The organism is Pseudomonas sp. KnCO4 (genome assembly GCF_045344305.1).
Lineage (GTDB): Bacteria > Pseudomonadota > Gammaproteobacteria > Pseudomonadales > Pseudomonadaceae > Aquipseudomonas > Aquipseudomonas anuradhapurensis.
In genome coordinates this window covers 3,001,680-3,025,594 of record NZ_CP174199.1, presented here as the reverse complement: position 1 = coordinate 3,025,594, position 23,915 = coordinate 3,001,680, and the positions used below count along the sequence as shown (strand labels likewise).

Sequence of the window (23,915 nt, the reverse complement as noted above, 5' to 3'; positions counted from 1 at the left end):
GGCATGCCCCGTTTCATTCCACCAAGGCGCCTCAGGCGACTTTGACGATCCAGCCTGCCGGTGCTTCGATATCACCGCTCTGGATGCCGGTCAGCTCGTTGTAGAGCTTCTGGGTAACCGGGCCGACTTTTTCCAGATCATGGAACACGTGCAGCTTGCCGTTGTACTCGATGCCGCCGATCGGGGTAATCACCGCAGCAGTACCGCAGGCGCCGGCTTCGACGAAACGGTCCAGCTTGTTGATTTCGACATCGCCTTCGATCACGGTCAGGCCCAGGCGCGATTGCGCCAGTTCCATCAGCGACAGACGGGTGATGCCCGGCAGCACCGAGGCCGATTTCGGCGTGACGAACTCGTTGTTGGCGGTGATGCCAAAGAAGTTGGCCGAACCGACTTCCTCGATCTTGGTGTGGGTCAGCGGGTCGAGGTAGATGGCATCGGCGAAGTTGGCCTTCTTCGCTTCGGCGCCCGGCTGCAGGCTGGCGGCGTAGTTGCCACCGACCTTGGCCGCGCCAGTGCCTTGCGGGGCCGCGCGGTCGTAGCTGGAAATCTGGAAGTTGTGCGGCTTCATGCCGCCCTTGAAGTACGAGCCCACCGGGATGGCGAAGATCGAGAAGATGAACTCGGGGGCGGTGCGCACGCCAATGTTGTCACCGGTGCCGATCACGAACGGGCGCAGGTAGAGGGCGCCTTTGCCGTGAGGCGGGACGAACTTCTCGTTGGCCTTGACCACTTGCTTGCACGCCTCGATGAACACATCGGTCGGCACCTGCGGCATCAGCAGGCGGGCGCAGCTGCGTTGCATGCGCGCGGCGTTCTGGTCCGGGCGGAACAGGTTGATCGAACCGTCCTTGCAGCGGTAGGCCTTGAGGCCTTCGAAACATTGCTGGCCGTAGTGCAGGGCAGTGGAGCCTTCACTGATGTGCAGCACGTTGTCTTCGGTCAGGGTGCCTTTGTCCCACTCGCCATTGCGCCATACGGACAGGTAGCGTTTGTCGGTCTTGATGTAGTCGAAACCCAGCTTGTCCCAATTAATGCTTTCGTTGCTCATGACACCCTCATTGTCTTGCAAGTGCCCAATCACTCGGGCTGCTGTTATATGCGCACCACGCCACCATAATACATCCGCGGCAGATCGGGAACGGCCAGTCACGAAACTCCCTGCTGGCGGAGGTCTTTCAGCGCCTGGAGGGGCCGGGCGCCGCCAGGCGGCGCTCGGTCTCCCAGGCGCTGAACATATCGCGACAAACCCCAGCGGCAATGGTTGACCACCCGCCAACCACTGCGTAGCCTTGCCACTTCGAGGTTCTTCGGCCAGGCCGAAGCTAAGACGGGAACGCGGTACAAGCCGCGGCTGCCCCCGCAACTGTAAGCACCGACAACGGATCGACACAGCCACTGCGCCCGCGCGCGGGAAGGCGTCATCCCGCCAGCCTGCCGCATTGGCGAGCAACTGGAACGGTGCGAGCCAGGAGACCTGCCTCGGCACGTTTTCGACTTTCAACCGGGCGGGGTGATCCGGTGGCGAACAAGCCCGGCCGGCCTGGCCTGCGGCTGTCGTCCTGCATGCCCGCGCCAATCTGCCAAGGGCAATGCGACATGAAAACACTGGCCAAGCTCCCCGTCACCATCGTCACCGGCTTCCTCGGCTCGGGCAAGACCACCTTGCTGCGGCACATGCTCGACAACGCCCAGGGCCGCCGCATCGCGGTAATCGTCAACGAGTTCGGTGAATTGGGCATCGACGGTGAAATCCTCAAGCAGTGCAGCATCGGTTGCACCGAGGAAGAAGCCAGCGGTCGGGTCTACGAGCTGGCCAACGGCTGCCTGTGCTGCACCGTGCAGGAAGAGTTCTTCCCGGTCATGCGCGAGCTGGTGGCGCGCCGTGGCGACCTTGACCACATCCTCATCGAAACCAGCGGCCTGGCCCTGCCCAAGCCACTGGTGCAAGCCTTCCAGTGGCCGGAAATCCGCAATGCCTGCACCGTCGATGCGGTGATTACCGTGGTCGACAGCCCGGCGGTGGCCGCCGGCACCTTCGCCGCCTACCCGGAGCAGGTCGATGCCCAGCGCAAGCTTGACCCCAACCTCGACCACGAGTCGCCACTGCACGAACTGTTCGCCGACCAACTGGCCAGCGCCGACCTGGTAGTGCTGAACAAGGCCGACCTGATAGACGCTGCGGGCCTGGCCAAGGTCCGTGCCGAAGTGGCCGAAGAACTGCCACCGGCAGTCAAGGTGATCGAGGCCAGCAGCGGCAAGTTGCCGCTGGACGTGCTGCTGGGCGTGGGCGCCGAAGCCGAGGCACACATCGATGGCCGCCGTACCCACCACGACGCGCACCATGACGGCGATGAGCATGACGATCATGACCACGACGCCTTCGACTCCATTTCCATCGACCTGCCAGAGGCTGACGAAAGCCTGCTGCTCGATGCCCTGACCCAGTTGGTGGTCGACTTCGGCATCCTGCGTGCCAAAGGTTTCGCCGCCATTCCGGGCAAGCCGATGCGCCTGCTGGTGCAAGGCGTGGGTACCCGTTTCGACAAGCACTTCGACCGCGCCTGGCGGGCCGACGAGCCACGCATCACCCGCCTGGTGCTGATCGGCCAGGACCTCGACGCTGCCCGCCTGGAAGCGCGCCTGCGCCAGGCCCTGGGCGCCTGACCCATGCACCTGCTGCGGACCCAGCCCGGCGGCTTCGTGCCGGATGACAGCATTGCCGACCTTGGCCAGACCCCTGCCGAGCTGGTGATCCTATGCAGCGGCGATTCGCACCTGGCATTGCTCGCCGATACCGCCGAGCTGTTGCCCGAGGATTTCCCCAGCCTGCGCCTGGCCAACCCGATGCAGGTGCAGAACCATGCCTCGGTCGACTTGTACGTCGACCAGGTGTTGCGTCATGCCAAGGTCATCCTGGTGTCGTTGCACGGTGGTGTGGGGTACTGGCGCTACGGCGTCGAGCAACTGGTCGAGCTGGCTGCCCGCGGCGTGCAGCTGATCCTGGTGCCGGGCGATGATCGCCCGGACCCGGAACTGACCCGCCTGGGCACCGTCAGCGGCGAGCAGGCCGAGCGCCTCTGGCACTACCTGCGCCAGGGCGGCAAGGCCAACGCCATCAACCTGTTCAACTGCCTGGCCAGCGAATATCTGGGCCGCGATTATGCCTGGGACGAGCCGCAGCCGTTGCCACGCACCGTGGTATATCACCCGGCCAAGGGCAGTGCCACGTTGCAGGACTGGTACCCGCAGTGGCACCCCGAGCAGCCGGTGGCACCGCTGCTGTTCTACCGCTCGCACCTGCAGGCGGCCAATACCGCATTCATCGACGTGTTCTGCCAGCGGCTGCAGGCTGCCGGGCTCAACCCCCTGCCGATCGCCGTGGCCAGCCTCAAGGAAAGCGCGTGCCTGGAGCAGATCGAAGCCTGGCTGGACGAGGTTGGCGCCGAGGTGCTGGTCAATACCACCGGCTTTGCCCTGTCCAGCCCCGAACGGCCCAACCTGCGCCCGTTCCGTCGCGACATCCCGGTGCTCCAGGCCATTTGCGCGCAGGACAACCAGCCCGGTTGGGAAGCCAGCGAGCAGGGCCTGGGCGCGCGCGACCTGGCCATGCACATTGCCTTGCCGGAACTGGACGGGCGCATCATCACCCGCCCGGTCAGTTTCAAGGACATGGCCTGGCGCAGCGAGCGCAGCCAGTCCGATGTGGTGTGCTACCGTGCCCACCCCGAACGCATGGATTTCGTCGCCGAGCTGGCCCGCCGCTGGGTCGAGCTGGCGCGTTTGCCTAATGCCCAGAAGCGGGTGGCCCTGGTGTTGGCCAACTACCCGACCCGGGATGGCCGCATCGGCAACGGTGTCGGCCTGGACACGCCAGCGGCTGCGCTGAACATTCTCAAGGCGCTGCGGGCCGAAGGTTACCCGTTGGCCGATTTGCCGGGCAGCGGCACGCAACTGATTCAGCAACTGCTGGGTGGCGTGACCAATGACCTCGACCAGCTGGACCTGCGCCCCTGCGCGCAAAGCCTGAGCCTGGCCGATTACCAGGCCGCCTTCGACCGCCTGCCCGAAGCCAACCGCCAGGCAGTGCTGGAGCGCTGGGGACCGCCACAGCAGGACCCGATGTACCGCAGTGGCCGGTTGATGGTCGCCGGCCTGCGCTTCGGCCTGACCTTTGTCGGTATCCAGCCGGCCCGCGGCTACCAGGTGGATCCCAGTGCGGTGTACCACGACCCCGACCTGGTGCCGCCGCACGGCTACCTGGCGTTTCACTTCTGGCTGCGCCATGCCTTTGCCGCCGACGCGGTGATCCACGTGGGCAAGCACGGCAACCTCGAATGGCTGCCGGGCAAGGGCGTCGGCTTGTCGGCACAGTGCTGGCCGGACGCGCTGCTCGGCCCGCTGCCGAACATCTACCCGTTCATCGTCAATGACCCGGGCGAGGGCGCCCAGGCCAAACGGCGTACCCAGGCGGTGATCATCGACCACCTGATGCCGCCGCTGACGCGCGCCGAAACCTATGGCCCGTTGCGCCATCTGGAGCAACTGGCCGATGAATTCTACGAAGCGCAGCTGCTCGACCCAAGGCGCGCCCGCGAACTGCAGCGCGACATCCTCGAACTGGTCAAGGCCAACCACATCGACCGCGAGCTGCAACTGGAAGGGCAACTGGACGACGCCGCCGTGTGGCTGCCGCGCCTGGATACCTACCTGTGCGACCTGAAGGAGTCACAGATTCGCGATGGCCTGCATGTGTTCGGCCAGTCGCCGCAAGGGCGGCTGCGCGTGGATACCCTGCTGGCGCTGTTACGGGTCGAGCGGGGCGATGGTCGTGGCGGCAATGCCAGCCTGCTGCGCGTGTTGGCCAAGGCGCTGGTGCCGGGCTTCGACCCGCTCGATTGCGACCTCGGCCAGCCGTGGCAGGGCGCCCGCCCCGAGCGCCTGCAGGCCATCAGTGATGAGCCTTGGCGCACCTGTGGCGACACCCGCGAGCGTCTTGAGCTGTTGGCGCTGCAGGCGATCGAGCAGGCACTGGACGGCACCGTACAGTTACCGGAACAGGGCGTATGGCAGCCGGTGCATGATGTGCTGCAGGCCCTGCGTGAAGCGGTGGCGCCCAGCCTGGACGCCTGCGGCGCCGCCGAAATCAGCGGCCTGCTGGCTGCGCTGGCAGGGCGTTTCGTGCCTGCCGGCCCGAGTGGTGCACCCAGCCGTGGGCGCCTGGATGTGCTGCCCACCGGCCGCAACTTCTATACCGTGGATGTGCGCAACCTGCCCACCACCACGGCCTGGCGCCTGGGCTTCGCCTCGGCCAACCTGATCCTCGAACGCCACCTGCAGGACCACGGCGACCACCTGCGCCAGCTCGGCCTTTCGGTATGGGGCACGGCGACCATGCGCACCGGTGGCGACGACATCGCCCAGGCCATGGCGCTGATGGGCGTACGGCCGGTCTGGGCCAGTGGCAGCCAGCGCGTCGACGATTTCGAAATCCTGCCGTTGAGCTTGCTCGACCGCCCGCGGGTGGACGTGACCTTGCGCGTTTCCGGGTTTTTCCGCGATGCCTTCGGCAACCTCATTCGCCTGTTCGATGCCGCTGTGCAGGCGGTCGCTGCGCTGGACGAGCCGGACGATCTCAACCCCTTGGCTGCCCGTGTGCGCAGCGAACGTGCCACGCTGCAGGCGCAAGGGCTGGATGCCGAGCAGGCTGCGCGCCAGGCTGGTTGGCGGGTGTTCGGCGCCAAACCCGGGGCCTATGGCGCCGGCGTCCAGAACGCTATCGACGGGCGCCTGTGGCACAGCCGCGACGACCTGGCCGAGGTCTACCTCAACCATGGCGGCTATGCCTACGGCGGCAGCGACGACGGGACACCGGCCCGCGCCCAGTTCGCCCAGCGCCTGGCCAGGGTGCAGGCGGTGTTGCAGAACCAGGACAACCACGAGCACGACCTGCTCGACTCCAACGACTATTACCAGTTCCAGGGTGGCATGCTGGCGGCGTCGGAAACCTTGTCCGCTGCGGCCGTGGCCAGCTACCACGGCGACCACAGCCAGGCCGACCGACCGCGCATCCGTACCCTCAAGGAAGAGCTGAACCGGGTCATCCGCGCCCGCGCGCTCAACCCGAAGTGGATCGACGGGGTCAAGCGCCATGGCTACAAGGGCGCGTTCGAGATGGCGGCGACGGTCGACAACCTGTTTGCCTTCGATGCCACCACGCAGCTGATCGACGACCATCATTACCAGGCGCTGGCCGATGCCTATGTGCTCGACCCGGCGACCCGCAACTTCATGCGCGAGCACAACCCCGAGGCCTTGCGCGACCTTACCGAGCGCCTGCTGGAGGCCCAGCAACGCGGCCTCTGGCAGGCGCCGGGCGATTACCGCGAAGCCCTCGAGGAGCAGCTGCTCGACGGCGAGGAACAGGCTTGAAATGAGTGAACCCGTGCAATTTCCGCTGGCCGCCGTGGTCGGTGCCGACGACCTCAAGCTGGCGCTGTGCCTGACGGCCATCGACCCGAAGATCGGCGGTGTGCTGATCGAGGGGCCACGTGGCATGGCCAAGAGCACCCTGGCCCGTGGCCTCGCCGACCTGCTGGGGGAGGGCCCATTCGTCACCCTGCCGCTAGGGGCCAGTGAGGAACGCCTGGTCGGCACCCTCGACCTGGATGCCGCGCTCGGCCAGGGCAAGGCGCAGTTTTCCCCGGGTGTGCTGGCCCAAGCCGATGGCGGCGTGCTGTACGTCGACGAGGTCAACCTGCTGCCCGACACGCTGGTCGACCTGTTGCTCGACGTGGCGGCCAGCGGTACCAACCGGGTCGAGCGTGACGGCATTTCGCATCGGCACAGTGCCCGCTTCGTATTGATCGGCACCATGAACCCGGAGGAAGGCGAACTGCGCCCGCAGCTGCTCGACCGCTTCGGCCTGAACGTGGCCCTGGAGGGCTTGCCCGAGCCTGCGGCGCGTCAACAGATCATTCGTCGCCGCCTGGCGTTCGACAGCGACCCGCAGGCATTCTGCGCGCAATGGGCCCCGGCCCAGGCGCAATTGCGCGAACGCTGCCAGGCCGCCCGCCACGCCCTGGCCGACATCGCCCTGGATGACCAGGCGCTGGCCTGGATCACCGAGCGCTGCTTTGCCGCCGGGGTCGATGGCCTGCGTGCCGACCTGGTCTGGTTGCGGGCTGCGCGCGCGCACTGCGCCTGGCGCGGTGCTGCAGCCATCGAAGAGGCCGATGTCGAGGCGGTGGCCGAGTTCGCCCTGCGCCATCGTCGCCGGGTTACAGCCCAGGCCAACCCGCCGTCGACGCCATCGCAAGCTGAGCAGCAGCCTGTGCCGCAAGGTGCCGGTAACCCGGGCGCACAGGCCGGGCAGGGCGACTGGGGGGCATTGCCGGCGCAGCCGGTCGCCAGCGGTGCTCGCCGTGAGGTGCCGAACTGGGCAAAAAAGCCCTGAGCATCCCCCAGCCAACTGCCAAGGGGCCGGATGCCAAAGCAGGCGCAGGCAAGCAGGACGGTACCCGCACGGGCCGTGCGCGGCATGCCGCGAGCGGTCGGGTGGCCTGGCTGCCGACCTTGCTCAAGGGCCGGCCACGGCTGCGCCAGGACCTGTGCTGGCAGCTGCGCCAGGCCAGGCCAGCCGAGTTGTGGCTGGTTATCGTCGATGCCTCGGCCTCGACCCGGCGCCACCAGGCGCTGGCGCAGACCAAGGGGCTGCTGGCGACACTGTTCGACCAGGCGTACCGCCAGCGCGCCCGGCTGGCCTTGCTCACCGCCAGCGGGCGCACGCCGCAGTGGCAGCGCCACGGCCTGAAGGCTTCAGCGGCCTTGCAGCCGTGGCTGCAGGCCTTGGGTGCCGGTGGCGGGACGCCGTTGCTTGCCGCACTGGAACAGGCCCGGCATTGGCTACAGGCGCGGCAACGCGCCCACCCGCAGGAAGCGTTGCGTTGCCTGGTGTTTACCGATGGCCGCCTGCAGCACTGCAATGGCGTACGGCCGATGCCGTGTGCCACGTTGCTGGTGGATATGGAACTGGCGCCGGTGCGCCTGGGGCGCGCGCAGCGTCTGGCGGAACAACTGCAAGCGGATTATCAGCACTTGCAACAGTTCAAGGTGCGGGAATGAAAACTATCGGCGCGACACAATGTCGCAACAAGCAGCGTTGCCACAACAGCAACTGTGGAAGTTGTACAAGTGCGTGGCAATGCACGCACTTGGTTGTGGCCGGCTTATATTATTTCGGCATCGACCACGGTTGCAGGTCGTAACCTTTTTCGCACAGTTCCGCGCGCACTTCTTCAATCAGGCTGGCCCACTGGGCCGGGTCGGAATAGATGCTCGACGACACTTGCTTGCTGCCGATGCGGGTGCTGGTCCGGTCGATCACTGCCAGGCTCAGTTCACCAGTACCGTTGGGAGCATCCCAGGCTACGCACTGGAAGGGTTCGAAGGCGTGGTCGGCGATCAGCAGTGCTTCGTTGACACGGAGCGGGGCATTCATGGTTCGGTCTCTCTATGGTCCCAAACATCCAGATGAAGTCCGCGTTGCTTTGAAGTCGCCTCAGTGGTCGCGAAGTGCAGCGCGGGGTTATGTGTACTGATGCTCAATGTCCGGGGGCAAGTCACACAGGGTTGGTAAAAATTTTTTCAGGGCGGTGTTTCATTCCGGCCCTTGCCGCCATGTGATGTCGATAAAGTGCGAAAATTCCCATGGCAGATTGTAAAAAAATGATTCGGCAGACAGACGGTACTGGGCACCGTCAACTTCGTTGCTACTGTTAATCGGGCGCCACAACTTGCTGTTTTATTTCACAAAACCAAAAACTGGCGCCAAGGATCGGTCATGCAACAGCCAGCCGCCCAACGCCGTCTGCTCATCGTCGACCCTTGCGACGACTGCCACCGCTTGTTGCCAGGCCTGCGCAGCGCAGGCTGGGATGTGGACAGCTGCAGGCTCGGCGCCGCGCTGGATCAACCTTGCGATGTGGGCCTGTTACGCTTGCAGGCTAGCCACCTGCGGCATCCGGATGCGGTCAAGGACCTGATCACGCGCAGCAACACCGAATGGATTGCCGTGCTCAGCGCCGAACAGTTGCGCATGCCGGCGGTCGGCGATTTTGTTTGCGAATGGTTTTTCGACTTCCATACCCTGCCATTCGACGTATCCCGGGTGCAGGTCACCCTGGGCCGTGCCTTCGGCATGGCCCGCCTGCGCGGCAGGGGCGTGCGCAAGGTCGAGGAAACCACCCACGAGCTGCTGGGTGAAAGCCGCCCGATCCGCGAGCTGCGCAAGCTGCTGGGCAAGCTGGCACCCACCGAGTCGCCAGTGCTGATCCGTGGTGAAAGTGGTACCGGCAAGGAGCTGGTCGCGCGTACCCTGCATCGCCAGTCGCAGCGCAGCGAGCAACCGTTCATCGCCATCAACTGCGGGGCGATACCCGAACACCTGATCCAGTCGGAATTGTTCGGCCACGAAAAAGGGGCGTTCACCGGTGCCCACCAGCGCAAGACCGGGCGCATCGAAGCCGCCCACGGCGGCACGCTGTTCCTCGACGAAATCGGCGACTTGCCGCTGGAGCTGCAGGCCAACCTGCTGCGCTTTCTGCAGGAAAAGCAAATCGAGCGCGTGGGCGGCAGCCAGCCGATCCCGGTAGACGTGCGGGTGCTGGCGGCTACCCATGTGGACCTGGAAAAGGCCATCGAACAAGGGCGCTTCCGTGAGGACCTTTACTACCGCCTCAACGTCCTGCAGGTGGTTACCGCGCCACTGCGTGACCGGCATGGTGACCTGGCCATGCTGGCCAGCCACTTTGCCCAGTTCTACAGCCTGGAAACCGGGCGGCGCCCGCGATCGTTCAGCGATAACGCCCTGGCGGCCATGGGCCGGCATGACTGGCCGGGTAACGTGCGCGAGCTGGCCAACCGGGTGCGCCGCGGGCTGGTACTTGCCGAGGGCCGGCAAATCGAGGCGCAGGACCTCGGGCTGGAGACGCTCGACCCGGCACAACCGCCACTGGGCACGCTGGAGCAGTACAAGCACCGGGCCGAGCGCCAGGCGCTATGCGACGTACTCAACCGGCACAGCGACAACCTGAGCGCGGCGGCCAAGGTGCTGGGTATTTCGCGGCCGACATTCTATCGGTTGCTGCACAAGCACCAGATACGCTGAAGGCGGGTTGCCCGGGCCTTGGCGGACCGGGAAACCCGCTGCCGGGCCATTGCAGGCCTATGCTCAATGCGGCCCGCGTGGAATGGTCTTGAGCAAGTCTTCCGGGCTGATGTGCCCGACCACCTGGGCCACCGCGCTGCCTGGGGTCGGCAGGTCGATGATGTGGCTCTTCATCTTGCCGATCACATGCATTTCGCACGGCTTGCAGTCGAACTTCAGGGTCAGTACTTCGTCGCCTTGAATCAGCTGCATCGGCGCCACCTTGGTGCGCACGCCGGTCACGCCCTTGGCCTGCTTGGGGCACAGGTTGAAGGAGAAACGCAGGCAGTGCTTGGTGATCATCACCGGCACTTCGCCATGCTCTTCATGGGCCTCGTAGGCTGCGTCGATCAGTTGCACCCCGTGGCGGTGGTAGAAGTCGCGGGCCTTCTGGTTGTACACGTTGGCCAGGAACGACAGATGCGACTCGGGGTACACCGGCGGTGGCGTGGTCTCGGCCTTGCGCCCACCACGCGGGTGCGCCTGCACACGTGCGGCGGTCAACGCCTCGATGGCTTCGCGGCGCAGGGCCTTGAGCTGCGAGTTGGGGATGAAGTACGCCTGCGGGGCGTCCAGCTCGACGCTGTCGGCGTGGTACATCGTGGTACCCAGCTGGCCGAGCAGGTCGTGCAACTGCTCCAGCGCCTGCTGCGGCTTGTTGGCCGGGCCGAACGGGCCGTCCAGCGCCACCTGCGCATTCACACCTTCCTCGCTGGTGACGGTCAGCGCCAGGCGCTGCTCGCGCAATACCGCGTGCCAGTGCACGCCGACCCGGCGTTCGGCCGAGGTGCGTTGCAGGGCCTGCTGCCAGTTGTGGTCGAGGTTGCGCGACAGCGGGTGGTTGGGCCGCAGCTTGTGCAGGCCTTCGGGCATTTCGTTGGGCTCGACGCGGTAACGGTAGCGCTTCTCGCCGTCTTCCTCGAATTCGCTGCGCAGCTCGGCGATGTTGGCGCGGAAACCCACCACTTCGCGCTTGACCAGCACGTTGAGGCCGTCGCCATTGGTCAGCGGCACTTCGGTGACTACCTGCAGGTCGCGCTTGCCGACTTTCTCCACCACACCCACCGGCAGGCCGGTGAAGGTCGGCGAGTCGAAGGCACCGATGTCGACCTTGCGCTCGGTGACGAAGTAGTCGGTGCTGCCGCGGTGGAAGGTCTTGTCCGGGTCGGGTACGAAGAAGTGCTCGGTGCGGCCGCTGGAGGCGCGGGCCAGGTCCGGGCGGTCTTCGAGGATGGCGTCGAGTTCCTTGCGGTAGTGGGCAGTGATGTTCTTCACATAGCCCATGTCCTTGTAGCGGCCTTCGATCTTGAACGAGCGTACGCCGGCATCGACCAGGTCGCGCAGGTTGGCGGTCTGGTTGTTGTCCTTCATCGACAGCAGGTGCTTCTCGAAGGCCACCACGCGGCCCTGGTCATCCTTCAGGGTGTAGGGCAGGCGGCAGGCCTGGGAGCAATCGCCACGGTTGGCGCTGCGGCCGGTTTGCGCGTGGGAGATGTTGCACTGGCCGGAGAAGGCCACGCACAACGCGCCGTGGATGAAGAACTCGATGGCGGCATCGGTCTCGGCGGCAATGGCGCGGATCTGCTGCAGGTTCAGCTCGCGGGCCAGCACCAGCTGGGAGAAGCCGGCCTGGTCGAGGAACTTGGCCCGCTCCAGAGTGCGGATGTCGGTCTGGGTACTGGCGTGCAGCTCGATCGGCGGGATGTCCAGTTCCATCACGCCCAGGTCCTGCACGATCAGGGCGTCGACGCCGGCGTCGTACAACTGGTGGATCAGCGTGCGCGCGGGTTCCAGTTCGTTGTCGTGGAGGATGGTGTTGATGGTGGTGAAAACGCGTGCGTGGTAGCGATGGGCGAACTCGACCAGTTCGGCGATATCGCTGACTTCGTTGCAGGCGTTATGGCGCGCGCCGAAGCTCGGGCCGCCGATATAGATGGCGTCAGCGCCGTGCAGGATCGCTTCGCGGGCGATGGCAACGTCACGGGCAGGGCTGAGCAGTTCCAGGTGATTCTTTGGAAGGGACATGTCGTTATAGGTTCGGGCTGTCACGGTTTAGGCGGGCATTGTAGCGGCGAAAGCGGGCGGCAGCATCATTGCACTGCCGAGAGGTGCAGGACGGTAGCGGGTAGGGCCTGTGTAGGAGCGGCCTTGCGTCGCGATGGGCCGCAACGCGGCCCCGGCGATATCGACGCGCAACTGATGGCCTGGGGGCGCTGCGCACCCCTTTCGCGAGGCAAGGCCGCTCCTGCACGGATTGTGCGTTATGGATCGCTCAGCGCTTGGCGGCCATCGCGGTCACTTCCACGCGCATGCCATCGACCGCCAGCGCGGCCACGCCCACGGCGGCGCGTACTGGCCAGGGCTTGCTGAAGTAGCGCTGGTACACCTCGTTGAACGCCGCGCGGTCGGCCATGTCGGTCAGGTAGATGGTCAGGTGCAGCACGCGGTCCATGCCGCTGCCGGCTTTTTCCAGCGCCACCTTCAGCGCCTGCAGGGTGCACTCGCTCTGCTCGACGATGCCACCCAGCTCCAGGCTGCCATCGGCGTGGGTCGGGATCTGGGTGGTGACCAGCACGCCATTGTATTCGGCGACGTCAGAAGAGATCGACTCGGCGTCCGGGTCCGGGGTGTAGATGATGTCTGCATTTGCCATGGTGTGTCTTGCCTTGCAACGGAAGGAAAGCGGCAAGCCTACGCGAGCGCGCTGGCCCGGTCGAGGGCGCCCCGGAGTTTGAAATGCCTGGCGTTCGCCGTCACAATCGCGCCCCATTGCAAAGCCAGGGGTTTACCGTGAACGAACAGACATTGTCCAGGCGCCTGGAGCGCGTGGCCGCCTATGTGCCACAAGACGCGCGCCTGGCCGACATCGGCTCGGACCACGGCTACCTGCCGGTGGCCCTGATGTTGCGTGGCGTGCTGACGGCAGCGGTTGCCGGCGAGGTGGCCCAGGCACCGTTCGCCTCGGCCCAGCGCAACGTGCGCAGGAACGGCCTGGACGGCCGGGTCAGCGTGCGCCTGGCCGATGGCCTGGCAGCGATCGAGCCGCAGGACCGCATCTCGGTGGTGAGCATCTGTGGCATGGGCGGCGACACCATGCGTGACATTCTCCAAGCCGGCAAGCAGCGCCTGGCTGGCGTCACCCGCCTGGTGCTCCAGCCCAATGGCGGTGAGCGCGAGCTGCGCCAATGGCTGATGGACAATGGCTTGCGCATCGTCCACGAAGAACTGCTGCGGGAGAACCGCTTCGACTACGAGATCATCGTCGCCGAGCCAGGTGTGGCGGCGTACACCGCTGAACAGCTGTATTTCGGCCCGCTGCTGTTGCAGGAGAAGAGCGAGGCGTTCCTGGTCAAGTGGCGGCGCATGCTGCGGCAGAAGCAGCAGACCCTGGCCAACTTCGAGCGGGCTCGCGATGCGGTGCCTCAAGCGAAGCTCGACCACTTCAGGCAACAGCTGGGCTGGATCAGCGCAGTCCTGGCCTGAGTCATTGCTGCGAGCAGTTGCCCATCTCCCGGTAGTCGATTTCACGCTGCTGGCCCTGGTGGTCGACATACACCATGTGCGCGGTGCCGACCTGGCAGTCGGCGGCATTGCTGGCCGGGGTGATGGAAATGACCTTGGCCACGTCCAGCGGCATGCCGTATTCATAGTGGGTACTGACGGGCTGGCTGCCAACGGTGTCGGCGAGGGCGCCGAACGAGGCGAGGCTGGCGGCTATGGCAAGGACAGTGATCGAGCGTTTCATGGCAGGCTCCTTTGAATGGATGCTGATGATCCATTCATTGCTCATCCACAATAAATGGGCTAATCCGTGATAGATTCCTGCCTATGGCGCAAGAATAATGTGATCAAGGAGCCCCATTCATGGACATGCTGCATGCCATGCGTACCTTCGCCCGGGTAGTGGAGTGCGGCAGCTTCGCTGCGGCTGCCAATGCCCTGGACATTTCCGCGGCGCAGGTATCGCGCATTGTTGCCGAGCTGGAAAACCAGCTGCAGACCCGCCTGCTGCACCGTACGACGCGGCGTTTGCGCATGAGCGAGGCCGGCGAGCGATTTCTTGAACGCTCGCGGCAGATCCTGTTGCTGACCGAAGAAGCGGTGGGCGAAGCCCGTGGTGCGCACCTGACCCCGCGTGGCCACCTGCGTCTGCATTGCCCGCACGGCCTGGGGCTGTTGCTGATGCCGCTGGTGGCCGGCTACAACGCGCTGTGCCCGGAGGTGGTGATCGAGCTGACCCTGTCGCAGCGCAACCCCGACCCACTGGCCGAAGGGCATGACGTGGTGATTACCGTAGACGGGGCCCTGCCGGACTCGCAGTTGATCGCCGTGCCGCTGGGCAACATCTTCAGCATTCCGTGTGCGGCGCCCAGCTACCTGCAGGCCAACGGCGTACCCGAGCGCCCGGAAGACCTGCACCAGCACCGCTGTCTGCGCATGGCCTACCCGATGTACGAAGGGGACTGGGTATTCCCGCAAGGGGTGGACCAGTGCGTGATCGCGCCGAGCGACAGTTTCTCCACCAACGTCGCCGACGCCATGCTGGTGGCCAGCGAGCTGGGCATGGGCATTGGCCTGCTGCCGTTCTATACCGCCAGCCAGGCGATTGAACAGGGGCGCTTGTGCCGCTTGCTGGCCCCGTACCGGCTGCGGGAGAACGCGCTGTACGCGGTATACCCGTCACGCCATTACCTGGATGCCAAGGTGCGGACCTGGATCGACTACCTCAAGGAGCAGTTGCCGGCGTTGTTCGAGGGCCATGCCAGCGTGGTGGATGATGCGCGCTATTGGCGATAGCCGAGTGGGGGGGCGGTCAACGCTGGCTTGTGCAGGAGCGGCCTTGTGTCGCGATAGGGCCGCATGGCGGCCCCAGCAATGTGTGCATCAAAGCTGACATCCTGGTGCGGCGTTACGGCCCTGTCGCGACACGAGGCCGCTTAGGCTCTGTACCAAAAGTCTTGAGACGCAGGTCAGGCAAGGCGAAAACAGCCGAGGAAGCGGAGTGTACTGGAGTACATGAGCATTCCGAGGCTGTTTTCAACGCAGCATGAACAAGTATCAAGGCTTTTCGTACAGAGCCTAGGGTGTGTGCAAGGCTTTAAATCGGGTAGTGCTTCAGCTCGCGGGCAATCAGCATCCGCTGGATCTCGCTCGACCCCTCATAGATCTGCGTGATCCGCGCATCGCGGTAGTAGCGCTCCACCGGGTAGTCCTCGAGGTAGCCGTACCCGCCATGCACCTGGATCGCCATCGAGCACACCCGCTCGGCCATTTCCGAAGCGAACAGCTTGGCCTGTGACGCTTCCGACAGGCACGGCTTGCCGGCGCTGCGCAGGCGCGCGGCATGCAGGATGAGCAGGCGCGCAGCATTCACCTGTACCTGCATGTCGGCCAGCAGGTTGGCGATGCTCTGGTGCTCGTTGATCGGCTTGCCGAACTGTACGCGGTCCCGTGAGTACAGCAGCGCGGCCTCGAAGGCGGCGCGGGCAATGCCCAAGGCTTGCGCGGCAATGCCGATGCGGCCGCCTTCGAGGTTGGACAGGGCGATGGCCAGGCCCTTGCCACGTTCACCGAGGATATTGGCAGCGGGGATGCGGCAGTTGTCGAAGGTCACGGCGCAGGTATCGGAGGCGCGGATGCCCATCTTGTGCTCGCTGCGGTCGACCTTGAAGCCCGGGTTGTCGGTGGGCACCAGGAATGCCGACAGGCCCTTCTTGCCCAGCTCAGGGTCGGTCACCGCGAAGACGATTGCCAAGCCGGCGCGGCGGGCGTTGCTCACGAACTGCTTGGCGCCGTTGATCACCCACTGGCCGTCCACCAGCTCGGCGCGGGTGCGCAGATTGTGCGCTTCGGAGCCGGCCTGCGGTTCGGTCAGGCAGAAGCAGCCGATCACCTCGCCGCTGGCCAGGCGCGGCAACCACTGCTGTTGCTGCTCCGCTGTGCCGTAGGCCAGCAGCGGGCCACAGCCCACCGAATTGTGGATGCTCATCATCGCCCCGGTGGCGCCACAGCCGGCGGCGATCTCTTCCACGGCCAGGGCGTAGGCGACATAGTCGGTGTAGCTGCCGCCGAATTGTTCCGGCACGACCATGCCCAGCAGGCCCAGTTCGCCCATCTTGCGCACCACGCCATCGTCGATCCAGCCGGCCTTTTCCCAGGCCTGGGCATGCGGGGCGATCTCGCCGCGGGAGAAGTCCCGGGCCATGTCGCGGATCATGATCTGCTCTTCGCTCAGTTCCAGGTCTTGCATCTGTGTACTCCCCGGCTCACAGGCCTTCGAAGAATTGTTCGACGCGCTGGCGCTGCAACGCGGCCAGGGTCGGTGGGTTCCAGCGTGGCTGCTTGTCCTTGTCGATGATCAGCGCACGCACACCCTCGATGATGTCGCCGTGCTGGAACCACTGGCGGTCCAGGTGCAGCTCCATGGCAAAGCAGTCCTCCAGGCCCAGGTGGCGGCCGCGGCGCAGCATTTCCAAGGTAACCGCCATGGCCAGCGGCGAGCGGCTTTCCAGCTGGTCGGCGGTGGCCACGGCCCAGGCGTGGCTGTCGCCAATGCTGACGGCACGCAGTTGCTCGACGATGGCCGGCACATCGGGCAGGGCGAAGAAGTGGTCGATGACCGGGCGCAGTTTTTCCAGCGGGGCATCGTCGAGCACCTGGGTGCCGAGCCTGGCCAGCAGGTTCTGCAGGTCCTTGAGTGGATGGTCGCCAAAGCGCAGTTGGTCGAGGCCCTGGTCGAGGGCGGCGAGCTGGTCGCTGGCCAGGTACCAGTCGGCCAGGCCGCAGTACAGCGCATCGGCGGCCTGGATCTGCGCGCCGCTGACGCCCAGGTAGGTGCCCAGCTCGCCGGGGATGCGCGACAGGAAGTAGCTGCCGCCGACATCCGGGAAATAGCCGATGCCCACTTCGGGCATGCCCAGGCGGCTGCGCTCGGTGACCACGCGCAGGTCGCAGCCCTGGGCCAGGCCCATGCCGCCGCCCAGGGTGAAGCCGTCCATCAGCACCAGCACCGGCTTGCGGTAATGGTGGATGACCAGGTCGAGCGCGTATTCCTCGACGAAGAACGTCTCGTGCAGCGTTTCGCCCGCTTTGAAGCTGTCATGCAGCGAACGGATGTCGCCACCGGCGCAGAAGCCTTTGGGGCCCTCGCCACGCAGCACCACGGCCTGCACCTGCGGGTCTTTGGCCCACAGGTCGAAGTGCCAGCGCAGGCTACGCACCATGTCCAGGGTCAGGGCATTGAGGCCGGCAGGGCGGTTCAGGGTCAGGTGGCCGATATGGTTGCGGACTTCGGCCAATACAGGGTCGGTGGCTGAGGTAGTAGCGTGCGCAGTCATTGCGTTCTCCCTGCTTTGTTATTGATTTTCCAAGTGAAGTCTGGAATTCGCTGGAGGATCGCAGAATCCTGTCATGCGAATTTGCCGTGCACAATCGACAAATCTGCAGGGGGATTCTGCATTTTTGCCTTGGCCGACGCCATCAACACTCTAGCAAGGTTTCGCCTGGTCCCCGAATTCGGGCCACCGCCCGCTGGCATTCGTTAACCTGGGCGTAACGATAAGCCCCTGAGCTTGATTGATGCGGCAACCACCCCAGCCCTAAGGTGGCTCCACGACAGCGAACCCGTGGAGTCAGCATGACAACAACACACAATCCACCGCCGCAATGGTCGCGACGGCGCGCCGAGAAGCAGCGCCGTCTCGACCGGGTACGCCACCTCGCCGATGGCGTGGTGCTGCCCAGCGAACGCATCGTCGAAGCCCTGGAGCTGCTGCTAGCCCCCGGCGACCGGGTGGTGCTGGAAGGCAACAACCAGAAGCAGGCCGACTTTCTTTCGCGTGCCCTGGCCAAGGTCGACCCCGGCCGCCTGCATGACCTGCACATGATCATGCCCAGCGTCAGCCGCGCCGAGCACCTGGACCTGTTCGAACGCGGCATCGCGCGCAAGCTGGACTTTTCCTTTGCCGGCCCGCAAAGCCTGCGCATCGGCCAGCTGCTGGAAGACGGCCTGCTGGAAGTGGGCGCCATCCACACCTACATCGAATTGTACTCGCGGCTGCTGGTGGACCTGATTCCCAATGTCACCCTGGTGGCAGGTTTCATGGCCGACCGCGACGGCAACCTGTACACCGGCCCCAGCACCGAGGACACCCCGGCGCTGATGGAGCCTGCGGCCTTCAGTGACGGCATCGTCATCGCCCAGGTCAACCAGCTGGTGGACCGCGCCGCTGACCTGCCACGGGTCGATATCCCCGCATCCTGGGTAGATTTTGTGGTGGTTGCCGATCGGCCCTTCTACATAGAGCCGTTGTTCACCCGGGACCCGCGCCATATCAAGCCGGTGCATGTGTTGATGGCGATGATGGCCATCCGCGGCATCTACGAAAAGCACCAGGTGCAGTCGTTGAACCACGGCATTGGCTTCAATACCGCAGCCATCGAACTGATCCTGCCGACCTACGGTGAGTCCTTGGGGCTGAAGGGCAAGATCTGCCGCAACTGGACGCTCAACCCGCACCCGACCCTGATCCCGGCCATCGAGACTGGCTGGGTGCAAAGCGTGCACTGCTTCGGCACCGAGCTGGGCATGGAGGACTACATCGCCCAGCGCCCCGATGTGTTCTTCACCGGGCGCGATGGCTCGCTGCGGTCAAACCGCATGATGTGCCAGCTGGCTGGGCAGTACGCCGTCGACCTGTTCATCGGCGCCACCCTGCAGGTGGATGGCGATGGCCATTCCTCGACCGTGACCCGTGGCCGCCTGGCCGGTTTCGGTGGTGCCCCGAACATGGGCCACGACCCGCGTGGCCGGCGCCATGCCACCCCGGCGTGGCTCGACATGACCGTGCCGGAAACCTTGCTCGAACGTGGCCGCAAGCTGGTGGTGCAGATGGTCGAGACCTACCAGGAGGGCGGCAAGCCCACCTTCGTCGAAACCCTGGATGCCGTGGAGGTGGCCAAGAAGGCCGGCATGCCGCTGGCACCGGTGATGATCTATGGCGACGACGTCACCCACCTGTTGACCGAAGAGGGGATTGCCTACCTGTACAAGGCGCGCAGCCTGGAGCAGCGCCAGCAGATGATCGCCGCTGTCGCCGGGGTCACCGTCATCGGCCTGCGCCACGCCCCCAAGGACACCTTGCGCCTGCGCCAGCAGGGCCTGGTCGCCTTGCCGGAAGACCTCGGCATCCGCCGCACCGACGCCAGCCGTGAGCTGCTGGCCGCGCGCAGCATTGCCGACCTGGTGGAATGGTCCGGCGGCCTCTATAACCCGCCTGCACGGTTCAGGAGCTGGTGATGAAAGCACACGACATGCTGGATACCGCCGCAGCCCCTGTGGCAGCGGGCCTGCCCGCGCAGAGGCCGGCCCAGGTAGCTGCAATCTCCCTGGCCGAACACCTCGCCGACCTGGCGGTGGAGGCCCTGATCGACGAAGCCGACCTGTCTCCCAAGCCCGGCCTGGTCGACCGCCGCGGCAGCGGCGCGCACGGCGACATGACCCTGGCCCTGATGCACGCCTCGGCGCTTTCCCTGTGGCCATGCCTGCGGCAAATGGCCGAAGCCGCTCAGGCCATCGGCACCGTCAGCCAGGCCCTGCGTGCCCGCCTGGGCCACCTCGGCCGTGAAGGCGAGGCGGCCATGCTGGCCGTCACCGGCGGGGTGAACACCCACCGTGGCGCCATCTGGGCACTGGGCTTGCTGGTTGCCGCCAGGGCCCTCGATGCCCGCGCCGACGCCGCTACCCTGGCCGCTCGCGCCGGGCGCATCGCCGTGCACGACGACCCGGCTACCGCTGCGCACGACAGCCATGGCCAGCAGGTGCGCCGCCGCTATGGCTCGGCAGGCGCCCGCGAACAAGCACAACAAGGCTTCCCTGCGGTCATCGAGCACGGCCTGCCACAACTGCAGCGCAGCCGCGGCAACGGTGCCAGCGAGGCGCATGCCCGGCTTGACGCCTTGCTGGCGATCATGGCCGTGCTCAGCGACACCTGCGTACTCTGGCGCGCCGGCCCACAGGGGTTGCAAACCCTGCAGGAGGGGGCCCGCGCGGTACTGGACGCCGGCGGTAGTGGCAGCCTTGCTGGTCGCCGCCAGTTGCGTCTGCTGGACGCCCAGCTGCTACGCCTGAACGCCTCACCGGGCGGGGCTGCCGATCTGCTGGCCGCTTGCCTGTTCCTCGACAAAGCCGGGAGCCTGTGACATGGAAACCCTGACCTTTCAATTCCCCGCCGGCGAACCGGGCCGTGGCTGTACAGTGGTGGGCTGCGTCAGCTCTGGCGACCTCGAAGTGCTGATCGAACCGGGTACCGCCGGTACTTTGCAGATCCAGCTGGTGACCTCGGTCAACGGCAGCGGCGCCCGCTGGAGGCAATTGTTCCAGCGCCTGTTCGCAGGCCACACCTGGCCGGCCATGAACATCGACATCCATGATTTCGGCGCCACCCCAGGCGTGGTCCGCCTGCGCCTGGAGCAGGGCTTCGAGGAGATCGCCCCATGACTGACACCGCACGTTTGCTGCGCAGCCGCAGCTTTGTCGAACTGGGCGGTCGCCAGCGTGCCCGTGCCTTGCTCGACCCGGGCAGTTTCCGCGAACTGCTGGGCCCGTTCGACCGGCTGATGTCGCCGTGGCTGCCGCGCCAGGGCATCGTGCCGCAGGCCGATGATGGCGTGGTCATCGCCAAGGGCCTGTTGAACGGGCGCAACGCCGTGGTCGCGGCCATCGAAGGTGGCTTCCAGGGCGGCAGCATGGGCGAGGTGGGCGGGGCCAAGATCGCCGGTGCACTGGAGCTGGCCATCGAAGACAACCGCAACGGCATCCCCACCTGTGCCGTGTTGCTGCTGGAAACCGGCGGTGTGCGCCTGCAGGAAGCCAACCTGGGGCTGGCCGCAATTGCCGAAATCCAGGCAGCGATTGTCGAGCTGCGGGAGTGGCAACCCGTGGTCGGGTTGATTGCCGGCGCGGTCGGCTGCTTTGGCGGCATGGCCATCGCCGCTGGCCTGTGCAGCCATTTGCTGGTTACCCGCGAGGCGCGCCTGGGCCTCAACGGCCCACAGGTGATCGAGCAGGAGGCCGGCATCGCCGAGTACGACGCCAAGGACCGGCCGTTCATCTGGAGCCTGAGCGGTGGCGAGCAACGCCATGCCAGCGGCCTGGCCGATGGCTATGTGGCCGATGACATCGAGGCCCTGCGCGAACGCTTGCTGCAGCTGCTCGAGCAGCCCTCCAGGGACCGCGCCAGCCAGCACGGCTGGTTCCTTGAACGCCTGGCCCGGCTGGGTGCTGCCTGCCCGCAACTGGACGCCGCCGCTGTGTGCGCCCTCTACCAAGGAGAAGCCCAATGAACCGCGCCTTGAACTGGCTGGCGAGCCTGTCCGGCAGCCAAGCCCTGCCGGGTTACCCGGCGTCGTTGCGGGTAGTCGACGCTGAACTGGACAACCGCCTGGCGCGCTTCATCGCCGTGGTGCCGGATGCCGACAACCCGTTCCCCCGGGCCCGCTCGGGCGAAGTCGGCTTGCTGGAGGGCTGGGCCCTGGCCAAGGCTGTGAGCGAGGCGGTCGAGGCTGACCGTGATGGCCAGAAGCGGGCGATCGTTGCGGTGATCGACGTGCCCAGCCAGGCCTATGGCCGCCGTGAAGAGGCGCTGGGCATTCATCAGGCGCTGGCCGCTGCAGTGCAGGCTTATGCCCAGGCGCGCCTGGCCGGGCACCCGGTAATCGGCCTGCTGGTCGGCAAGGCCATGTCCGGTGCGTTTCTGGCCCACGGCTATCAAGCCCAGCGCCTTGTCGCGCTGGATGATGCCGGGGTCATGGTGCACGCCATGGGCAAGGCGGCAGCGGCGCGGATCACCCTGCGCAGTGTCGAGCAACTGGAGGCCTTGGCTGCCGAGGTGCCGCCGATGGCCTACGACCTGGCCAGCTACGCGTCCCTCGGCCTGTTGTGGCGCCGGTTGACGGTGGATGACGCCGAGGCGCCGAGCGCTGCCGACATCGCCCGGGTGCGCGCTTGCCTGGCCGAAGCAGTACACGATATCGGCACTTCGACCGATCTGTCACCGCGGCTGGCGGGCGAGCAGCGCAACGCTTCGCGCCAGGTGCGCGAACAATTGCGCCGCCAATGGCAGGGCGCTTGAAATGAACGCGCCAAGGCCGCACGACCTGCTCTGGGGGATGCCTGCCTCCGGCTTGCCAAGCGACGCGCCGCAGTGGGCGCGAGAGGTGTTGCTTGGCGGCCAGCCGGTGGTGGTACGCCGAGCCATGGGTAGAGACGGCTGGGTGGCGGTGGGGGTGCGCGGCCAGGGCCGGGCGCAGCGCCTGGCAACAATGATGCGCCTGGCGCATATCCAGCGTCAGCAAGGGCCGGAAGCACTGCACTGGCAAGCGCAGAGCCGGTGGCCGGCCTTGCAGGCATTGGTCTCGCTCGCGCCAGTACTGAATGCCAGCGGGCTGGCCTGGGGGCCTACCGGCTCGGTCGGTTACCAGCTCGCTAGTGGTATCGAAGTGGTCCACGCCGAGAGCGACCTCGACTTGCTGCTGCGTGCGCCACAACCGCTGTCCCGTGCGCAGGCGCGGGGCCTGCTGGCTGCCCTCGACGGTGCGCCGTGCCGTGTCGACGTGCAGCTGGAAACGCCGGCGGGCGCTGTCGCCTTGCGCGAGTGGGCCGGCCTGGCCCGCCGCGTGCTGCTCAAGGCAGCCCATGGCCCACGCCTGGTCAGCGACCCGTGGGCAGTCATGGAGTGTGTCGCATGAGCAGCCTGTTCGCCTTCCCCGGCCAGGGCGCCCAGCAGGTGGGCATGTTGCAGCACTTGCCTGATGGCGCCGGACCGTTGCTCGAAGAGGCCAGCGACATCCTTGGCCTGCAGGCGCTGGCGCTGGACAGCCAGCAGGCGCTGCAGACCACCCGTGCCGTGCAACTGTGCCTGCTGCTGGCCGGTGTGGCCTGGGCACGCTGGTTGATGCAACGTAGCCCCGCGCCGGGCTATGTCGCGGGCTTGTCGATCGGGGCTTACCCGGCGGCAGTCACGGCGGGCGCCCTGGGCTTTGCCGACGCCGTGCGCCTGGTTGCCCTGCGGGGCGAGCTGATGCAGCGCGCCTATCCGCAAGGTTATGGCATGACAGCGCTCAGTGGCCTCGACCTGGCCAGCGTCGAGCGCTTGCTGAAGGCGGTGGGCGGCGAGGTGTACGTCGCCAACCTCAACAGTGACAACCAGATCGTCATCGCTGGCAGCGACTCGGCGATGGCGGCGGTGGCCAACCTGGCGCGGCGGTCGGGGCAGGGCAGTGCCCGGCGGCTGGCGGTTGGCGTGCCGTCGCATTGTCCGCTGCTGGCCGGCCCGGCAGCGGAACTCGCCAGTGCGTTCGCCCGGGTCGAGCTGCAGCGGCCACGTATTACCTATCTCAGTGGCAGCAGCGCGCGGCCAGTCTTCGACCCGCAGCGGCTGCGCGACGACCTGGCCGGCAACATGGCGCGGCTGGTCGACTGGCGTGCGACGTTGCGCAACGCCTACGAGCGCGGTGTGCGCCTGCACCTGGAAATGCCACCTGGCAGCGTACTCAGCGGGCTGGCCAGGCCGGTGTTCGAACAAGGCCGGGTGATGGCTGTTGAAGGCACCCGATGGGACAGCCTGGATGCGCTATTGCGCCAGGAGGTGGCCAGCGATCGATGATGGCACCCCCCCACACATCGGCCCTGCGGCACACGTGTGCTTAC

The 23,915-nt window shown here is 66.2% G+C and carries 21 protein-coding genes and 1 riboswitch; of the genes, 14 read left to right on the top strand and 7 right to left on the bottom strand.

The features are described from left to right. Positions 1–31: 31 nt before the first annotated feature. Entirely contained in the window at positions 32–1,051 is a 1,020-nt protein-coding gene (locus tag ACJA3S_RS14230) for a branched-chain amino acid aminotransferase (protein WP_406818961.1), read from the bottom strand. 235 nt (positions 1,052–1,286) lie between these two features. Beyond that, positions 1,287–1,500: riboswitch (cobalamin riboswitch) on the top strand. A gap of 99 nt (positions 1,501–1,599) precedes the next feature. Here ACJA3S_RS14230 and cobW point away from each other — a divergent pair. The 4 genes from cobW (at position 1,600) to ACJA3S_RS14210 (ending at position 8,124) form a co-directional block, all read left to right on the top strand. After that, entirely contained in the window at positions 1,600–2,667 is a 1,068-nt protein-coding gene (gene cobW, locus ACJA3S_RS14225) for a cobalamin biosynthesis protein CobW (protein WP_406818960.1), read from the top strand. 3 nt (positions 2,668–2,670) lie between these two features. Next, positions 2,671–6,432: a cobaltochelatase subunit CobN gene (gene cobN, locus ACJA3S_RS14220; RefSeq protein WP_406818959.1), complete on the top strand. Its 3,762-nt coding sequence runs from the start codon at positions 2,671–2,673 to the stop codon at positions 6,430–6,432. Between the two features lies 1 nt (position 6,433). Further along, positions 6,434–7,456, top strand: a complete 1,023-nt coding sequence (locus tag ACJA3S_RS14215) for an ATP-binding protein (protein ID WP_406818958.1) — start codon at positions 6,434–6,436, stop codon at positions 7,454–7,456. Between the two features lie 101 nt (positions 7,457–7,557). Further along, the gene (locus ACJA3S_RS14210; protein WP_406818957.1) at positions 7,558–8,124 is read left to right on the top strand and encodes a vWA domain-containing protein; all 567 of its coding nucleotides are present in this window, start codon (positions 7,558–7,560) and stop codon (positions 8,122–8,124) included. Between the two features lie 109 nt (positions 8,125–8,233). On the opposite strand, the gene ACJA3S_RS14205 is transcribed toward ACJA3S_RS14210, so the two are convergent. After that, positions 8,234–8,500, bottom strand: coding sequence for a hypothetical protein (locus ACJA3S_RS14205; protein WP_186676691.1), 267 nt, complete (start codon positions 8,498–8,500; stop codon positions 8,234–8,236). A 342-nt stretch (positions 8,501–8,842) separates the two neighbouring features. Between ACJA3S_RS14205 and ACJA3S_RS14200 the strand changes: the two genes are divergently transcribed. Next, a complete protein-coding gene (locus ACJA3S_RS14200; protein ID WP_406818956.1) occupies positions 8,843–10,168 on the top strand; it encodes a sigma 54-interacting transcriptional regulator in 1,326 nt (441 codons plus the stop codon). Between the two features lie 63 nt (positions 10,169–10,231). Here ACJA3S_RS14200 and ACJA3S_RS14195 read toward each other — a convergent pair whose 3' ends face one another. Both ACJA3S_RS14195 and ACJA3S_RS14190 read right to left on the bottom strand, forming a co-directional pair. Then, on the bottom strand, positions 10,232–12,232 hold the full coding sequence (locus ACJA3S_RS14195; RefSeq protein ID WP_406818955.1) for a U32 family peptidase: 2,001 nt from the start codon (positions 12,230–12,232) through the stop codon (positions 10,232–10,234). Positions 12,233–12,479: 247 nt separating this feature from the next. Then, on the bottom strand, positions 12,480–12,860 hold the full coding sequence (locus ACJA3S_RS14190) for a RidA family protein (protein ID WP_406818954.1): 381 nt from the start codon (positions 12,858–12,860) through the stop codon (positions 12,480–12,482). 137 nt (positions 12,861–12,997) lie between these two features. On the opposite strand from ACJA3S_RS14190, the gene ACJA3S_RS14185 reads away from it, so the two are divergent. Further along, a complete protein-coding gene (locus ACJA3S_RS14185) occupies positions 12,998–13,690 on the top strand; it encodes a tRNA (adenine(22)-N(1))-methyltransferase (protein ID WP_406818953.1) in 693 nt (230 codons plus the stop codon). A 1-nt stretch (position 13,691) separates the two neighbouring features. Here ACJA3S_RS14185 and ACJA3S_RS14180 read toward each other — a convergent pair whose 3' ends face one another. Continuing rightward, positions 13,692–13,952: a DUF2790 domain-containing protein gene (locus ACJA3S_RS14180; protein WP_406818952.1), complete on the bottom strand. Its 261-nt coding sequence runs from the start codon at positions 13,950–13,952 to the stop codon at positions 13,692–13,694. A gap of 119 nt (positions 13,953–14,071) precedes the next feature. Between ACJA3S_RS14180 and ACJA3S_RS14175 the strand changes: the two genes are divergently transcribed. Next, on the top strand, positions 14,072–15,004 hold the full coding sequence (locus tag ACJA3S_RS14175) for a LysR family transcriptional regulator (RefSeq protein ID WP_406818951.1): 933 nt from the start codon (positions 14,072–14,074) through the stop codon (positions 15,002–15,004). 301 nt (positions 15,005–15,305) lie between these two features. Here ACJA3S_RS14175 and ACJA3S_RS14170 read toward each other — a convergent pair whose 3' ends face one another. Next, positions 15,306–16,457 (bottom strand): acyl-CoA dehydrogenase family protein, encoded by a 1,152-nt coding sequence (locus tag ACJA3S_RS14170; protein WP_170030161.1) that lies wholly within the window; start codon positions 16,455–16,457, stop codon positions 15,306–15,308. Positions 16,458–16,473: 16 nt separating this feature from the next. Further along, on the bottom strand, positions 16,474–17,544 hold the full coding sequence (locus tag ACJA3S_RS14165) for an enoyl-CoA hydratase/isomerase family protein (RefSeq protein ID WP_406818950.1): 1,071 nt from the start codon (positions 17,542–17,544) through the stop codon (positions 16,474–16,476). 299 nt (positions 17,545–17,843) lie between these two features. Here ACJA3S_RS14165 and mdcA point away from each other — a divergent pair, with 299 nt between their 5' ends. The 7 genes from mdcA to mdcH are packed head-to-tail and all read left to right on the top strand — an operon-like array spanning position 17,844 to position 23,871. Further along, the gene (gene mdcA / locus ACJA3S_RS14160) at positions 17,844–19,505 is read left to right on the top strand and encodes a malonate decarboxylase subunit alpha (RefSeq protein WP_406818949.1); all 1,662 of its coding nucleotides are present in this window, start codon (positions 17,844–17,846) and stop codon (positions 19,503–19,505) included. After that, positions 19,505–20,407, top strand: coding sequence for a triphosphoribosyl-dephospho-CoA synthase (locus tag ACJA3S_RS14155; RefSeq protein ID WP_406818948.1), 903 nt, complete (start codon positions 19,505–19,507; stop codon positions 20,405–20,407). Before mdcA ends, ACJA3S_RS14155 begins: the two co-directional genes overlap by 1 nt. 1 nt (position 20,408) lies before the next feature. Further along, positions 20,409–20,705 (top strand): malonate decarboxylase subunit delta, encoded by a 297-nt coding sequence (locus ACJA3S_RS14150; protein ID WP_406818947.1) that lies wholly within the window; start codon positions 20,409–20,411, stop codon positions 20,703–20,705. After that, positions 20,702–21,550, top strand: coding sequence for a biotin-independent malonate decarboxylase subunit beta (locus ACJA3S_RS14145; RefSeq protein WP_406818946.1), 849 nt, complete (start codon positions 20,702–20,704; stop codon positions 21,548–21,550). Before ACJA3S_RS14150 ends, ACJA3S_RS14145 begins: the two co-directional genes overlap by 4 nt. Beyond that, positions 21,547–22,338 (top strand): biotin-independent malonate decarboxylase subunit gamma, encoded by a 792-nt coding sequence (mdcE, locus tag ACJA3S_RS14140; protein ID WP_406818945.1) that lies wholly within the window; start codon positions 21,547–21,549, stop codon positions 22,336–22,338. The genes ACJA3S_RS14145 and mdcE overlap by 4 nt, the downstream gene beginning before the upstream one ends. Before the next feature lies 1 nt (position 22,339). Then, positions 22,340–22,954, top strand: a complete 615-nt coding sequence (locus ACJA3S_RS14135; protein ID WP_406818944.1) for a malonate decarboxylase holo-ACP synthase — start codon at positions 22,340–22,342, stop codon at positions 22,952–22,954. Next, positions 22,951–23,871: a malonate decarboxylase subunit epsilon gene (mdcH, locus tag ACJA3S_RS14130; protein ID WP_406818943.1), complete on the top strand. Its 921-nt coding sequence runs from the start codon at positions 22,951–22,953 to the stop codon at positions 23,869–23,871. Before ACJA3S_RS14135 ends, mdcH begins: the two co-directional genes overlap by 4 nt. Positions 23,872–23,915 lie beyond the last annotated feature (44 nt).